12 protein-coding genes, 1 tRNA gene and 2 pseudogenes are annotated in these 15,454 nt (G+C 66.8%); 9 read left to right on the plus strand and 6 right to left on the minus strand.

The features are described 5' to 3' along the window. Positions 1 to 350 (plus strand): annotated as a pseudogene (locus tag Q0O97_RS10415) (ABC transporter ATP-binding protein); the annotation flags it as partial. Beyond that, positions 347 to 1,112, plus strand: a pseudogene (locus Q0O97_RS10420) (ABC transporter permease). The pseudogenes Q0O97_RS10415 and Q0O97_RS10420, both read left to right, overlap by 4 nt. A gap of 26 nt (positions 1,113 to 1,138) precedes the next feature. On the opposite strand, the gene Q0O97_RS10425 reads toward Q0O97_RS10420, so the two are convergent. Genes Q0O97_RS10425 through Q0O97_RS10450 form a run of 6 tightly spaced genes read right to left on the minus strand, consistent with a single transcriptional unit; the run spans position 1,139 to position 5,977 of the window. Then, entirely contained in the window at positions 1,139 to 1,468 is a 330-nt protein-coding gene (locus Q0O97_RS10425; RefSeq protein ID WP_294928451.1) for a thiosulfate oxidation carrier complex protein SoxZ, read from the minus strand. Positions 1,469 to 1,478: 10 nt separating this feature from the next. Continuing rightward, positions 1,479 to 1,979 carry a thiosulfate oxidation carrier protein SoxY gene (locus tag Q0O97_RS10430; protein WP_294928454.1) on the minus strand — a complete coding sequence of 167 codons (501 nt, stop codon included), beginning with the start codon at positions 1,977 to 1,979 and terminating at the stop codon, positions 1,479 to 1,481. After that, on the minus strand, positions 1,963 to 3,297 hold the full coding sequence (locus Q0O97_RS10435; protein ID WP_294928459.1) for an FAD/NAD(P)-binding oxidoreductase: 1,335 nt from the start codon (positions 3,295 to 3,297) through the stop codon (positions 1,963 to 1,965). The genes Q0O97_RS10430 and Q0O97_RS10435 overlap by 17 nt, the downstream gene beginning before the upstream one ends. 12 nt (positions 3,298 to 3,309) lie before the next feature. Continuing rightward, complete coding sequence (locus Q0O97_RS10440; RefSeq protein WP_294928462.1) at positions 3,310 to 4,323, minus strand: YeeE/YedE family protein; 1,014 nt, start codon at positions 4,321 to 4,323, stop codon at positions 3,310 to 3,312. Continuing rightward, positions 4,320 to 5,624 carry an NAD(P)/FAD-dependent oxidoreductase gene (locus Q0O97_RS10445; RefSeq protein WP_294928465.1) on the minus strand — a complete coding sequence of 435 codons (1,305 nt, stop codon included), beginning with the start codon at positions 5,622 to 5,624 and terminating at the stop codon, positions 4,320 to 4,322. Before Q0O97_RS10445 ends, Q0O97_RS10440 begins: the two co-directional genes overlap by 4 nt. Beyond that, positions 5,621 to 5,977 (minus strand): c-type cytochrome, encoded by a 357-nt coding sequence (locus tag Q0O97_RS10450; protein ID WP_294928468.1) that lies wholly within the window; start codon positions 5,975 to 5,977, stop codon positions 5,621 to 5,623. Before Q0O97_RS10450 ends, Q0O97_RS10445 begins: the two co-directional genes overlap by 4 nt. Positions 5,978 to 6,299: 322 nt before the next feature. Between Q0O97_RS10450 and fdnG the strand changes: the two genes are divergently transcribed. The 7 genes from fdnG to Q0O97_RS10485 all read left to right on the plus strand — a co-directional run bounded on the left by fdnG (position 6,300) and on the right by Q0O97_RS10485 (position 15,452). Beyond that, positions 6,300 to 9,383, plus strand: a complete 3,084-nt coding sequence (gene fdnG / locus Q0O97_RS10455; RefSeq protein ID WP_294928472.1) for a formate dehydrogenase-N subunit alpha — start codon at positions 6,300 to 6,302, stop codon at positions 9,381 to 9,383. Then, positions 9,380 to 10,366 (plus strand): formate dehydrogenase subunit beta, encoded by a 987-nt coding sequence (gene fdxH / locus Q0O97_RS10460; protein ID WP_294928475.1) that lies wholly within the window; start codon positions 9,380 to 9,382, stop codon positions 10,364 to 10,366. The genes fdnG and fdxH overlap by 4 nt, the downstream gene beginning before the upstream one ends. Continuing rightward, a complete protein-coding gene (locus Q0O97_RS10465; RefSeq protein WP_294928478.1) occupies positions 10,366 to 11,058 on the plus strand; it encodes a formate dehydrogenase subunit gamma in 693 nt (230 codons plus the stop codon). The genes fdxH and Q0O97_RS10465 overlap by 1 nt, the downstream gene beginning before the upstream one ends. Positions 11,059 to 11,156: 98 nt before the next feature. Continuing rightward, positions 11,157 to 12,068: a formate dehydrogenase accessory protein FdhE gene (gene fdhE / locus Q0O97_RS10470; RefSeq protein WP_294928481.1), complete on the plus strand. Its 912-nt coding sequence runs from the start codon at positions 11,157 to 11,159 to the stop codon at positions 12,066 to 12,068. Continuing rightward, positions 12,068 to 13,444 carry an L-seryl-tRNA(Sec) selenium transferase gene (gene selA / locus Q0O97_RS10475; RefSeq protein WP_294928484.1) on the plus strand — a complete coding sequence of 459 codons (1,377 nt, stop codon included), beginning with the start codon at positions 12,068 to 12,070 and terminating at the stop codon, positions 13,442 to 13,444. The genes fdhE and selA overlap by 1 nt, the downstream gene beginning before the upstream one ends. Continuing rightward, complete coding sequence (gene selB, locus Q0O97_RS10480) at positions 13,441 to 15,345, plus strand: selenocysteine-specific translation elongation factor (RefSeq protein WP_294928487.1); 1,905 nt, start codon at positions 13,441 to 13,443, stop codon at positions 15,343 to 15,345. Before selA ends, selB begins: the two co-directional genes overlap by 4 nt. Before the next feature lie 11 nt (positions 15,346 to 15,356). Continuing rightward, positions 15,357 to 15,452 (plus strand) — tRNA-Sec (locus Q0O97_RS10485). Positions 15,453 to 15,454 lie beyond the last annotated feature (2 nt).

The following is a 15,454-nucleotide window of genomic DNA, read 5'->3' on the forward strand; positions in this document are numbered from 1 at the left end:
GCCTGTGCCGCGCCATCGTCCACAAGCCCAGCGTGCTGATCATGGACGAACCCTTTGGCGCGCTGGACAACTTCACCCGCGAAGACCTTTGGCAGACCATGCGCGACCTGCGCGCGGCCGAGCCGTTCACCGGCGTCCTGATTACCCATGACCTGCGCGAAAGCGTCTTTCTGGGCGATCAGGTGGTGGTCCTGTCGGGCCGCCCGGCACGGACGCAATACGTCCTGCCGGTCGATCTGCCCGGTGACCGCAACATCGACATTCTCTATACGCCCGAGGCCACGGATATGCTGCATGTCCTGCGCGACCAGATCCGAATCGCACAACGCCGCGACGAGGTGGCGCCATGAGGGACTGGACGCAGAAGATACTCATCCCGCTGGCCGCCATCATCGGTTTTCTGCTGCTGTGGGAACTGGTCGTCTGGGCCAACGGCTGGCCGACCTACAAGATGGCGGCGCCCTCGGACCTTCCGGCCGCCTTCTGGCAATATCGCACCATGTTCGTGGAAATGGGCTGGCAAACGCTGTGGCGCACCGTGGTCGGGCTTGGGCTGGCGGTCGTCTTCGGCACGCTTCTGGGCATGGTCATGGGCTTTTCCCGCATCGCGCGAGAGGGGCTTTACCCGCTGCTGGTCGGCTTCAACGCCATTCCCAAGGCGACGCTGGTTCCGGTGATCGCGCTGATCTTCATCGGCCAGCACGACCTGAACACGGTGTTGATGGCTTTCATGATCTCGTTCTTTCCCATCGCGGTGTCGGTGGGCATCGGCCTGTCCACGCTGGAGCCGGAATATAACGACATCCTCGCCGCGCTTGGGGCCTCGAAGCTGACCATCTTCCGCAAGATCGCGCTGCCCAAGACCCTGCCCGAGTTCTTCGGTGCGCTGAAGGTCTCGGTCACGCTGGCCTTCATCGGCACCAACCTGGTCGAGATCGTCTCGCCACGGCAAGGGGCTGGGGGCGCTGTTCCTGTCGGGGCAGATCAACAGCAATTACCCGCTGATGTTCGCGGTGCTGATCGCGCTGGCGTTTCTGGGGATCGTTCTCTATTACGCCGTCGTCGCGCTGGAACGCATCTTCGCCGGTTGGGCCGAACGCGCCGCGCATTAGGCCGCAAGGCGCGCTTGCGGCGGGGCCTATCCGGCCAGCACGATCTCTTGCTCGGCCTCGGCGATATCGCCGCTGTCATCGGTCCAGACCATGCGCAGCAGGCCGCCGCGCAGGGCGGCGAAGGTGAATTCGATATAAGGGTTCTGCGAGACGGCGGTTTCGGGTTGCCATTCCATCAGCAATTCACCGTCCAGCATCGCCTGAAAACGGGTGACGATGTTTTCCGGCAAGGGCTGGCCGTCGGGACCGAAGCGAAAGCCGGTTTCCATCGGGTGGACGACCTGTGCGCGGATGCGGACGATCTCGCCCGGTGCGGGGGTTTCGTTGCTGATCCAGATGCGGGGGGGTCTGCTCATCGCTTGCTCCTTACATGCCGCAGCCGCCGGCGGCGACGGTGATCTCGCCGCGGGCTTCAAGGAAGCGGCCATCGCTCATCCGGGCAAGCGCGCGCAGGCCCATGCTTTCCATCAGCCGCAACCGCATCGCGACATCGACGGAACCCGTCAGGGGCGTAAAGCGAAAGCGGCAGGCCAGCGGCCGGGGATTGCGTTGGGCCAGGACGATCAGCTCTTCGCAGAAAACCGTGTCGGTCAGGGGGTCCGTCAGATGCACCCGCACCGGCACGGCGGCGGGGTTGTCGCCAAGCGCGGGCAGGTCCAGCACCAGACCCTGGGCCGCAGGGGTGGCGCCGCCCAGGAATTCGGCGGCGATGCGGTCGGCTTCGGCATCGTCGGGCTGCGGCGCGGCGCTGCTTTCGGGCTGCTGCGCGGAGCCAAGGCCGGGCCACAGGCCCGAGGCGAGGCCCGCGCCAAGCGCGGTCCCCGTCAGCAGCAGTTTCCGGCGGTCGATCTCAGCGAAGGAAGTCATCGAACATCCCTTGTGCCCATACGAAGTCTTCCTCCAGCAGGTCGGGTGTGCGCACGTCGATGTCGATCTGGGTCTGGTGAACCAGCCCGTCCGCGCCGACGTCATAAAGGAACTCGACCGAGATCGCCTCGCGCGGGTCGCCGTTGACCAGCATATAGCACAGGTTGTCCGGCAGTTCCGCCACCACTTCCTGATCGCGCACGCGCTGGCCGATGTTGCGGGCGACGATCTTGGCGATGTAATTCGCGACATGGCCGCTTTTCGGGTAATGGCCGAAATGGGGCGAGATCGCGCCCATGCTGTCGCCGACGATATAGACGCTGTCGTCGCTGTTGGCATGGAAATAACGCGGGTCCATGTCGGCCCATCCGGTCGATCTGCCCTCGGCATCGGTGCCGATCAGCCCGGCATGGAACACCATGTCGGATGCCTGGTGCGGCGGCATCAGCACCGCCTCGTCGAAATCGAAATCGCCCGCCTCGGTCATGATGCGCTTGTTCCAGGGGTCCAGTTCGCGCACCCCGGCATTGGGAACATGGGTGATGATGTCGGGATAAAGTTCCTCGAACGCCGCGCGATAGCCGCCGCCGATGGGGGCGATGCCCGGCTTGGGGTCCAGGATCAGGATCTTCGCCGGGATATTGTTCGTCTTGAAATGCCAGGCCATGACGCAGGCGCGCTCATAGGGCGAGGGCGGGCAGCGATGGGGCGGCGGCGGCAGGGTCATGACGATGGTGCCGCCCTTGAAATCGCGGATCTTGTTCTTCAGCGCCAGATGCTCGGCATTGGGGATATAGGCCGAGGGGAAATGCGTGCGCGTATATTCCGCCGCCGCGCGGTCGTCGCCGAACCACGCATCATAGGCGTTGCGGATGCCGCCTGCCAGGATCAGGAAATCGTAATCGACATTGCCCTTGGATGTGCGCACCAGCTTCCTGTCGCGCTCGATCCCGGTGATCTCGCATTGCACCAGATGATAGCCGTGGCGGTTGGCGGGGGCCAGCATGTCATGGGTCAGATAGGTCGTATCCACCACGTCGATCAGCCATTTGTTCGACATGGGACAGGACCAGAAGATCGGGTTACGCTCCAGCACGATGACCTCGGCGCCGGGGATTTCCTCGCGCAGGTAGCGCGCGGCGGTCAGCCCGCCCCAGCCACCGCCGCAGACGACGATGCGCGGACCCGACCCGCTGCGCGGCATCAGCGTGGTTTCAGACGTCAGGGCGACGGGGGCGGCAAGGGCGGACCTGCCCAAAAGCCCCATGCCAAGGGCAAGCGTCGGCGCTCCTGCCAGGAGACTGCGGCGTCGGATCATCGGATCGGTTCCTTACGAGGTTCGGTTGCGAAAGAGGACCAGCGCAACCGCAATTCCGGCAAGGATACCCGAAAACGCGACCAGACTGGCCAGCGACAAAGTTGATACACCGCTCAGACCTTGCCCGATCGAACAGCCCAAGGCAAGCACCCCGCCAAAGCCCATCAGCACGCCGCCCGCCAGCGCGCGCTGCATCTGCGCCCCCGAGCCGAAGCCTTCCAGCCGCAGGTCGCGCATCAGAAGCGCCGCCGCCAGCGCGCCAAGCGCCGTTCCCGCGACCACCGCGATGCCGAAGCTCAGCGCGCGCCCGGTCGAAAGCATCAGCCACAAGAGCCCGTCGCCCACCGGCCCGACGAAGCTGATCGAGGTCAGGATGCGCGGATCGAAAGGGTCGTCGGTCGCGAAGGTCGCCCACCAGCCGGCGGCGACCACCAGCCCGATCACGGCGGCGCAAGCGGCGTCGAGGCGGTTTTGCCGCAGCAGGGGCAGGGCGAATGCGGCCAGCAGCAGGGCGGGCAGGCCGACCGACAGGGCCAGTGCCGGGCCTTGCCCCATTCCGGCCAGCAGGTCGGGCAGGGTGGTGGCGGGCCGGGCCTGCCCCAGCGACTGGAACCAGCCGCGCAGGGGTGCCAGCACCCCCGTCATGCTGGCCTGCGCGCTCAGCCCCAAGGCCATCAGCACCAGGACCGAGCGCATGTTCCCCCCCGCCGCCAGCACGACCGAGCGCGCCCCGCAGGCATTGGCCAGCACCATCCCCAGGCCAAAGATCGCGCCGCCCGCGAACATTCCCGGCCATGACGCCGCGCCGCGCATGGGCAGGGTGGCCGACAGGTCGGTCAACCCCTGCCACGCCAGCGCCTGCGTGGCGCAGATCGCCACGGCCAGCGCCAGGGCGAAGGCGCGCAGCGGGGCAAGATCGCCTTGCCCCATCGCGCCCTTCATGCCGCGCAGCAGGCAGAACCGCCCGGCCCGCGCGGCGGCGCCGAAGATGCCGCCCAGGATCAGCCCAAGCAGCACCGCATTCATGCCGCGTCCCAGGTGTCGGCGGTGATCGCGGCATACCAACTCGCGCCATATTCGGCCTCGGCCCGGCGGAAGGCGGCATCGGCGTCGATGGGGCTGACGCCGCCCGAATCCGGGACCTCGACGATGGTATCGCCCTCGGCGCGATAGACCCCGGCGACCGAGATGCCCCAGTCCGGGCCGACAAGGCTGTAGCAGGTATTGGCGAAGCTGGCGGCCGGCGGCTCGCGTCCCGCCAGTTCCGCCGCGATGACCGCCGCCACCACCTTGCCCTGCGCATTGGCGCAAAAGGCCGATTTCGGCATCGGCGCGGCGATGGTGGCGTCGCCGACGACATGGATCCCCGGAACCAGCGTCGATTCGAAGGTGCTGCCCCTGACGGGCACCCAGCCGGTCGCATCCGTCACCCCGGCGCGGTCGGCGATCCAGCCCGCCTTTTGCGGTGGCACCACGTTCAGCACATCGGCGCGGTGGGTGGTGCCGAAGGCGGTCTCGACCTCGCCCGCCTGCGCATCGACGCGCAGCACCTGGCCGTCGTCGGTCTGGCCGACCCATTCGATCATGTCGCCGTAAAGCGCCTGCCAGCCCTGCTGGAACAGCCCCTGTTTCGAGAAGCTTTCCTTGCTGTCCAAGAGCAGGATCTTGGATGCCGGTTTGTGCGTCTTGAAGTAATGCGCGACCATAGAGGCACGTTCATACGGCCCCGGCGGGCAGCGAAAGGCGCCGTCGGTGATCGACATGACGAAGGTGCCGCCGTCCTCCATCGCCTCAAGCCGGGCCTTCAGCGCCTGGGTCTGCGGCCCGGCTTTCCATGCGTGCAGCGCGATTTCGGCGGCGGCCTCGTCATAGCCCTCCAGCGCGTTCCAGCGGATGTCGATGCCGGGCGACAGGATCAGCTTGTCGTAATCCAGCACCGTTCCATCGGCCAGCGTGACCCGCCGCGCGACGGAATCGACATCCTGTGCTGTGGTTTCAAGCACCCGGATCGCCGCCCCGCGCAACCCGTGGTAGCCGTGGGTGATGCTGTCCCAGTCCCGCAGCCCGCCCAGATAAAGGTTCGAGAAGGGGCAGGTCGTGAAATTCGCGTTCGGTTCGATCACGGTGATCCAGACCGAACTGTCCAGCCGGCGCAGGTAATTCGCCGCAGTCGCGCCGCCAAAGCCGCCGCCGATCACGACCACATGCGCCATGCCCGCCCGCGCGCGGACCAGCGCGGGCATGGCCAGTGCGCCCATGCCTGCCGCCCCGATCCCCGCAAGGACATTGCGCCGTGTCGTCTTGCCCGCCGTTTGCCCTGTCGTCATTGCGCCACCCCAACTTCGAACCAGTTCGTTTCGGACATCATGACGAACCAGCCGGCCAGCGCCGCGATCTGTTCGTCGTCATAACCCTTCATCAGCCGGGTCATCACCGTCGCATCGGCGGTGCCTTCGCGGAATGCGGTCATGCGGGCCACAAGCTCATCCTCGGACAACCCGTCCAGCGAAGGGATCGCGCCGGGCGAGTTCCCGGTCAGCCCGTGGCAATTGGCGCAAGGCCCGGCAAGGACCCAGGTATCCGCCCAGTCCTCGTCGCCCGCCAGGGCGGCAGAGGCAAGCGGAAGGGCAAGGACCATCGCCACGACGCGCCGCGTCAGAACTGGATGGTGGGCTGGCATGAGAATCCTTTCTCTGGCTGTGCTGGCATGATGGGCGGGCGCACCCATGCGGACCCGCCGGGTAATCTTGTCGCAGGTCGCCGGAAAAGCCGCAAGCATATCATGGATTTCCCTGCGCCATTCACGCGGGCGGCCCGTGCCCACCGGATTGCCCCCGGACGCCGGGGCGGTGCATGCCTGTGCCCGATTTCCTTGTATTTCTGTCGGTTTCTTCAACCCCAGATTTTGGGCCACGGGCAGCCGGGGCGCTTGACCCCGCCGCGCAAAGGGCCGAGAATAGGTCCAGACATACCCATCCATTCGACAGGTAACAGGAGGTCCCATGAATATCGACCTTTCCCGACGCGGCTTTCTAAGGCTGGCGGGGGCAGGTGCGGCGGCGACGACACTTGGGGCCATGGGCTTCGGCGCAGCGGAAGCCGCCGTTCAGGCCCATGTCCGCGACTTCAAGCTGGCCACCACCACCGAGACGCGCAACATCTGCACCTATTGCTCGGTCGCCTGCGGCATCATCCTTTATTCGAAAGGCGACATCGCTGCCGGTGAAACCGCCGAGCTGATCCACGTCGAAGGCGACGCCGACCACCCGACCAACCGCGGCACGCTGTGCCCCAAGGGCGCGGCGCTGAAATCCTTCGTCAAGTCGGAAACCCGCCTGACCCATCCGCGCTATCGCGCACCGGGTTCGGACCGCTGGCAGGAAGTTTCCTGGGACGAGGCCTTCGACAAGATCGCCCGCGCGCTCAAGGACGACCGCGACGCCAACCTGATCGAGAGAAACGAGCAGGGCGTTCCGGTCAACCGCCTGACGACGACCGGGTTCCTCGCCGCCTCGGCGACCACCAACGAAACCGCATGGGCGACCTGGAAAGTGGTCCGCTCGATGGGGATCGTAGGATTCGACAACCAGGCGCGCGTCTGACACGGCCCCACGGTGTCCAGTTTGGGCCCGACTTTTGGCCGTGGAGCGATGACGAACTCCTGGACCGACATCAAGAATACCGACCTCGTGATCATCATGGGCGGGAATGCTGCCGAGGCGCATCCCTGCGGCTTCAAATGGGTGACCGAGGCCAAGCACAACCGCGGCGCCAAGCTGATCGTGGTCGATCCGCGATTCAACCGCTCGGCTTCGGTCGCGGATTACTACGCGCCGATCCGTCCGGGTTCGGACATCGCCTTCCTGATGGGGGTGATCCGCTGGTGTATCGAGAACGACAAGGTGCAGTGGGACTATGTCCGCAACTTCACCAACATGTCCTATCTGGTGCGCGAGGACTTCGGCTGGCAGGACGGCATGTTCACCGGCTATGACGAGGAAACGCGCAATTACGACCAGGAAAGCTGGGAATACCAGATCGGCGAGGACGGCTATGTCCTGACCGACGAGACCTTGCAGAATCCGCGCTGCGTGTGGAACCTGCTCAAGGCCCATGTCGATGTCTATACGCCCGAATTCGTGGAAAAGGTCTGCGGGACGCCGAAAGAGCGTTTCCTGAAGATCTGCGAGATGATCGGCGAATGCTCGACGCCGGACAAGACCATGACTTCGATGTATGCGCTTGGCTGGACCCAGCATTCCAAGGGCGCGCAGAACATCCGCGGCATGGCGATGTTGCAGCTTCTGCTGGGCAATATCGGCGTTCCGGGTGGGGGCATGAACGCGCTTCGCGGCCATTCCAACATCCAGGGCCTGACCGATGTGGGGCTGATGTCGAACCTGATCCCCGGCTATCTGGCGATGCCGAAGGATTCGGAACCCGACTTCGAGACCTACATGTCCACGCGCGCCAACGCGCCCTTGCGGCCCAACCAGATGAGCTACTGGCAGAATTACCGCAAGTTCATGGTCAGCTTCATGAAGTCCATGTGGGGCGACAATGCCACGGCGCAAAACGGCTGGGGCTATGACTGGCTGCCCAAGCTGGACGTGGCGGAATACGACGGGATGCGCATGTTCGACATGATGTCGAAGGGCGAGGTCAACGTCTATTTCTGCCAGGGCTTCAACCCGATCCTGTCCTTCCCCAACCGGGGCAAGCTGACCGAGGCGTTTTCCAGGCTGAAGCTTCTGGTGGTCATGGACCCTCTGGAGACGGAAACGGCCGCCTTCTGGGAAAACCACGGCGCCTATAACGACGTGGACTCCGCCTCGATCCAGACCGAGGTGCTGGAACTGCCGACCACCTGTTTCGCCGAGGACGAAGGTGCCACGGTGAACTCGGGCCGGTGGCTGCAATGGCACTGGAAGGGGGCGACCCAGCCCGGCACGGCCAAGACCGACAACGAGATCATGGCCAACATCTACCAGCGTGTGCGCAAGCTTTACGAGGAAGAGGGCGGCAAGGTTCCCGAGCCGGTCCTGAACGTCGCCTGGGATTACGCCGATCCGCTGCATCCCACCGCCGAGGAACTGGCGAAGGAGCTGAACGGCAAGGCCCTTGCGGACCTGACCGATCCGGCCGATCCCGAAACCGTGCTGCGCCCGGCGGGCCAGCAGATTTCGGGCTTTGGCGAGCTGCGCGACGACGGCACCACCGCCGGCGCCTGCTGGATCTATGCCGGCTGCTGGACCGAGGACGGCAACATGATGGGCCGCCGCGACAACAGCGACCCCAGCGGCATGGGCGTTCACCAGAACTGGTCCTTTGCCTGGCCCGCCAACCGGCGCATCCTGTATAACCGGGCGTCCTGCGACCTGGACGGCAGGCCGTGGGATCCCGAACGGGTGCTGATCGAATGGAACGGCGAGCGTTGGGTCGGTCCCGATGTCCCCGACATCGCCGTCACGGCCAACCCGCGCGAGGTCGGCCCGTTCATCATGAACCCCGAGGGCACCAGCCGGTTCTTCAGCCGCAGGCTGATGCGGGACGGGCCTTTCCCGACCCATATGGAGCCGTTCGAAAGCCCTGTGGCCAACCCGCTCAACCCCTCGATGCGGGGCAACCCCGTCGCGCGGATATTCGAGCGTGACCTGGCCGACCTGGGAACCAGCGACGAGTTTCCGCTGGTCGCGACCTCGTATCGCCTGACCGAGCATTTCCACTACTGGACCAAGCACAACGTCACCAATGCCGTGACGCAGCCCGAATTCTTCGTCGAAATCAGCGAGGAACTGGCCGCCGAAAAAGGCATCCAGAAGGGCGGCAGGGTCCGGGTGTGGTCCAATCGCGGTCAGGTCTGGGCGAAGGCCGTGGTCACCAGGCGGATCAGGCCGATGGTTTGCGATGGTAAGACCATCCATGTCGTCGGCATCCCGATCCACTGGGGCTTCAAGGGCGCGGCGCGCAAGGGCTTCGGCCCGAACACGCTGGGGCCTGTCGTGGGCGACGCCAATATCAGCACGCCCGAGTTCAAGGCCTTCCTTGTGAACATCGAACCCGCGGAAGGAGGCGCGATCGCATGAAGGATCTAGCTCCCGAACCGACCACGGCGCAGGCGAACCCCCCGGTTCAGCCGATGGAGTCGAACCTTCTGCCCTCGGATGTGGTGCGGGTTTCGGCGACGTCGAACGTGCCGCAGCCCGAACGGCAGTTGACCAAGGTCGCCAAGCTGATCGACGTCAGCAAATGCATCGGCTGCAAGGCCTGTCAGGCCGCCTGCGTGGAATGGAACGACACCCATCCGGCGCTTGAGGAAAACGTGGGGGTTTACGACAACCCCCACGACCTGACGCCCGAGATGTTCACCCTGATGCGGTTCACCGAATACGAGAACCCGCAGACGGGCGACTTCGAATGGCTGATCCGCAAGGACGGTTGCATGCATTGCGAGGATCCGGGCTGCCTGAAGGCCTGCCCGGCCCCCGGCGCCATCGTGCAATATTCGAACGGGATCGTCGATTTTATCAGCGACAACTGCATCGGCTGCGGCTATTGCGTGCAGGGCTGCCCCTTCGACATCCCGCGCATCCACAAGACCGCGCATGTGTCGAAGAAATGCACGCTCTGTTCCGACCGCGTGGCGGTGGGGCAAGGCCCGGCCTGCGCCAAGGCCTGCCCGACCGAATGCATCTCTTTCGGCACGAAAGAGGACATGATCGCCAAGGCCGAGGGCCGGATCGAGGATCTGAAATCGCGCGGCTACGACAATGCCGGGCTTTACGATCCGCAAGGCGTCGGCGGCACGCATGTGATGTATGTGCTGCACCATGCCGACCAGCCCTCGCTTTACGCGGGGCTGCCGGACGATCCGCAGATCTCGCCGCTGGTTCAGGGCTGGAAAGGCCCGGCCAAGACGGCAGGGATGGCGGTCGCTGGTCTGGCGGCTGCGGGCGCGGTGCTGCACGGGTTGCTTGCCCGACCCAACGAGGTGTCCGAGCATGAAGAGCAAGAGGCCGAGGTGCTGGTCGATCAGGGCGGTCGGGATAACGATGGAGGGCAGGCGTGATGTCGAAGGATAAGCTTGTCTATTCCGCCCGCGGCGATGTGATCGAGGCGAAAAAGCCCGTGGTGGTCAACCGCTATCGCGGCTTCACCCGCGCCAATCACTGGCTGACGGCGGGTTGCATGGTCGTGCTGATCCTGTCGGGTTTCGCCTTCTTCCACCCCGCGCTTTACGGGCTGACCGGACTGTTCGGCGGGGGCCAGACAACGCGCTGGCTGCATCCCATCGTCGGCGTGGTGCTGGCGGTCAGCTTCCTTGGGCTGTTCTTGCAGATGTGGAAGCTGAACCTGCCCCGCCGCGAGGATGTCGAGTGGAGCCGCAACATCGGCGACGTCCTGAAAGGCAACGAGGAAAACCTGCCCGAACTTGGCAAATACAATGCCGGGCAGAAGCTGGTCTTCTGGGGCATGACGGTCCTGATCGTCACCATGGCCGTCACCGGCGTCATGATCTGGGAGGAATATTTCCCCGGCCTCGTCTCGATCCCTGCCCGCCGGGTGGCGGTGGTGATCCATGCGCTGGCCGCCGTCGGCTCGGTCCTGATCCTGATCCTGCATGTCTACGCGGCCTTCTGGACGCGCGGCACCCTGCGTGCCATGACGCGCGGCACCGTGACCGGGGGCTGGGCCTTCCGCCACCATCGCAAATGGCTGCGGGAACTGGCTGGACGCGAGGACGGCCGCAAGGCAGAATGACGCCCTGAAAGCGGTCCGAAAACCGGCCCTTCGCCCGCGCGGGGGGCCTTTTCCTTTCAACGGCCTGCGCAGCGGGTCTTACAATATGCGGAGCGTCCATGTCGCAGGATGTGCAACCCGACCCCTCGATGATCGGCGGAGTGCCGACCCCGCCCTTCGCCTTCCTGCCCGACCCGGTGGCGCTGTTCCAGACCCGCGCCAAGCGGCTGGCCTTTCTGGCCGAAACCAGCGAATTGGCGCCCTATCTGCGCTTCCTGGCCGATCTGGCCCGCTTGCAGGCGCGGCTTTGCGTGACCTTGCCCGCCGTCCAGCCCGTGTCAGCCGCGCGGCAAAAGCAGGCCGCGCAAGGGGAAATGCCCCCCATCGACCGGCTGTCGCTGGTCACCGATCCGGCCTTGGCGCAGGTGCTGGATGCGCTGTGCGAGGGCGCGACTGATCTGGAAATGCCCGCCCCCGCGCGGCTGGCGCTGGACGCCGTGCGCGCCGCCAGCGAAAGCGACCGCCATTGGCTGCTGACGAATATCCTTTCCGATCACGTCCCCGAGGACAGCACCGCCCCGCATCTGTTTGCCGCCGCCGCCGTGCAGGTCCATCTGGCGCGGCTGTCCGCCACGCTGGACGCGGATGCGCTGGTCCCGGTCGGCACCGGGGTTTGCCCGTCCTGCGGCGGCAAGCCGGTCACATCCTCGGTCATGGCCCGGCAGGGGATCGAGAACATCCGCTACGCCACCTGCGCCTGCTGCGCCACGCAATGGAACGAGGTGCGGGTGAAATGCCTCTGCTGCGGCTCGACCAAGGGGATCGGCTATCGCTCGGTCGAAACCACTGATGCCACGGTGAAGGCCGAGATCTGCCGCGAGTGCAAGTCATGGGTCAAGATCTTCTACCTTGCGAAGAACCCCAGCCTTGACCCGGTGGCCGACGACATCGGCTCGGTCGGGCTGGACATGCTGATGGGAAAGACCGATTACAGGCGGGGCGGGTTCAACCCCTATCTGATAGGCTATTGATGCAGGATTTCCGCGCGCTCCCTTCCGTCGATCAGTTCCTGCAAGGGCAGGCGGGCCAGGCGCTGGTGGCCCGGCATGGCCGCGCGGCGGTGATCGCAGGGCTGCGGGCGCGGCTGGACGCTGCGCGTCAGGCGATCCACGAAGGGGCTGATGGGGCGGCGCTGGCGCAGGGCATCAAGGCCGCTCTGGCCGAGGATCTGGCGCGGTCGGCGACCTCCGGCCTGCGTCCGGTGCTGAACCTGACCGGGACGGTTTTGCACACCAATCTGGGCCGCGCTTTGCTGGCCGAAGCCGCGATCAAGGCGGCCCGCGCCGCGATGGCCAACCCGCTGGCGCTGGAGTTCGACCTTGACGGCGGCGGGCGCGGCCAGCGCGACGACCACCTGCGCGGGCTCTTGCGCGAATTGACCGGGGCCGAGGACGCCACCATCGTCAACAACAACGCCGCCGCCGTGCTGATCGCGCTGAACACGCTGGCCGAGGGGCGCGAGGCCGTGGTCTCGCGCGGGGAACTGATCGAGATCGGCGGTGCCTTCCGCATGCCCGACATCATGGCCCGCGCCGGCGCGAAGCTGGTCGAGGTCGGCACCACCAATCGCACCCATCCCCGCGACTACCAATCCGCGATCACGCCGGAAACCGGGGTGATCCTGAAGGTCCATCCCTCGAATTACCGCATCGAGGGCTTCACCGCCGAGGTGCCCGCCAGCGCGCTGGCCCCCATCGCGCAAGCGGCGGGGGCGGCGCTGGTGAACGACCTGGGTTCCGGCTCGCTGGTCGATCTGTCGGCTTACGGGCTGCGGCGCGAGCCGACCGTGGCCGAAGCCGTGGCCGAGGGTGCGGATATCGTCACCTTCTCGGGCGACAAACTGCTGGGCGGGCCGCAGGCGGGCTTCATCGTCGGGCGGCGCGAGCTGATCGCGCAGATCAACCGCAACCCGCTGAAACGCGCCCTGCGGCTGGACAAGATCCGCATCGCGGCGCTCGAGGCCACGCTGCGCCTCTACCGCGACCCCGACCGGCTGGCCGAGCGCCTGCCCACCCTGCGCGACCTTGCCCGCCCGCAGGCGCAGATCGCAGCACAAGCCGCGGGGCTTGCCCCGCAGGTGGCGGCGGCCTTGGCCCCGCTCGGCTTCCACGCCGCGCCCTGCGATTGCGCCAGCCAGATCGGCTCGGGCGCGCTGCCCACCGACACGATCCCTAGCGCGGGGCTGCGCCTGACCGGCAAGGGGGGCGATGCGCCCGACCGGCTGTCGGCCCGGCTGCGGGCGCTGCCGGTGCCGGTGATCGGCCATATCCGCGACGGCGCGCTGGTGCTGGACCTGCGCTGCCTGCATGACGACGCGGCGCTGCTGGACGCCTTGGCGGCGCTATGATCGTAGGCACCGCGGGCCATATCGACCACGGCAAGACCGCGCTGGTCCATGCGCTGACCGGCACCGATGCCGACCGGCTGGCCGAGGAAAAGGCGCGCGGCATCACCATCGACCTAGGCTTCGCCTATGCCGATCTGGGCGGCGGCAGGGTCACCGGCTTCGTCGATGTGCCGGGGCATGAGCGGCTGATCCACACCATGCTGGCCGGTGCGGGCGGCATCGACATGGCGCTGCTGGCCGTTGCCGCCGATGACGGGATCATGCCGCAGACGCGCGAGCATCTGGCAATTCTGGGGCTTCTGGGCATCACCCGCGGCATCGTCGCGCTGACCAAGGCCGACCTTGCCGACGCCGCGCGGCGTCAGGCGGTGACGGCGCAGATTCGTGATGCACTGGCCGGGACCGGCCTGCGCGGCGCGCCGGTGATGGCGGTGTCCTCGGTCACGGGCGAGGGGATCGCCACCCTGCGCGATGCGCTGATCGTGGCCGAGGCGGAAACGGGGCAGCGCCGCGCCGCCGGTCCCTTCCGGCTGGCGGTGGACCGCAGCTTTACCCTGTCCGGCGCGGGCACGGTGGTCACGGGCACGGTGCTGTCGGGGCGCGTCGCGGTGGATGACATCGTCACCGTCAGCCCCTCGGGCCAAGTGGCGCGGGTGCGTGGCATCCATGCGCAGAACCGCAAATCCGCCGAGGGGCTGGCCGGGCAGCGATGCGCGCTGAACCTCGCGGGCGAGGGCATTTCCAAGGACGCGCTGCATCGCGGCGACATGGTGCTGACCCCCGCGCTGCACGCCCCCACGCAGCGCATCGACGCCCGGCTGTCGGTGCTGGCGGGCGAGCCACGCGCCATCGGCACGTGGTTCCCGGTCCACCTGCACAGCCATTCCGTTGAACTCGGCGCGCGGATCGTGCCGCTGGCCGGGCCGATTGCGCCGGGCGAAAGCGGGCTGGTCCAGCTTGTGCTGGACCGTCCCATCGCCGCGCTGGCGGGCGACCGTTTCATCCTGCGCGACACCTCGGCCAGCCGCACCATCGGCGGCGGGCGCTTCCTGGACCTGCGCCCCCCCGCCCGCAAGCGCGGCACGCCCCAGCGGCTGGCGCTGCTGGACGCCGCGCGCGAGACCGATCCCGCCCGCGCGCTGGCGGCCACGCTGGCGCTGGCGCCGGTGGATATGCCCGGCTTCATGCGCGACCGGGGCCTTGCCCCCGAGACCCTGTCCGACCTGATCGCCAAGGCCGGGGCCGAGACCATCGGCCCGCTGGCCCTGTCGCGCGACAGCCTGCAAGTCCTGCGCGCCGACCTGATCCGGGTGCTGGGCGATTTCCACGCGGAAAACCCCGATCTGGCCGGGCTGGGGCGCGAGAAGCTGCGGATGACCCTGACCCCGCGCCTGCCCAAGGAGGAATTCCTGACCTTCCTGCGGCAAGAGGCCGGCGCGCGCCGCATCGTGCTGGACGGCGCCTTCCTGCGGCTGCCGGGCCACGAGGTCACGCTTGCCCCCGAGGACGAGGCGCTTTTCCAGCGCATCCTGCCCCTGCTTCTGGGCGAGGGGCGCTTCCGCCCGCCGCGCGTGCGCGATTTCGCAACCGAATTCGGAATGGACGAACGCGAGGTGCGCCGCGTGATGAAGCTGACCCAACGTCTTGGCCGCACCGACCAGATCGCGCGGGACCATTTCTTCGCGCGCGAGGTCACGGTGGAAATGGTGGCGATCATTCACGACGTCGCGCGCGAGGCCGAGGACGGCTGGTTCACCGCCCCGGCCTTTCGCGACCGGGTGCAGAACGGGCGCAAGGTCGCGATCGAGATCCTCGATTTCTTCGACCGCCTCGGCCTGACCTTGCGCCGTGGCGATTTACGTCGCATAAACCCGCATCGCGCCGACCTGTTTTCCGGCTAGGCGGCGATCACGGAAGGAAATCGTCCCCGGTGGGGCGGCTGGTCTTCAAAACCGGTTGGGGCAGCGAGCCTGTCCCGGGTGGGTTCGACTCCCACTTCCTTCCGCCAAT

Origin of the sequence: uncultured Paracoccus sp. (assembly GCF_945915435.1) — a bacterium.
Lineage (GTDB): Bacteria > Pseudomonadota > Alphaproteobacteria > Rhodobacterales > Rhodobacteraceae > Paracoccus.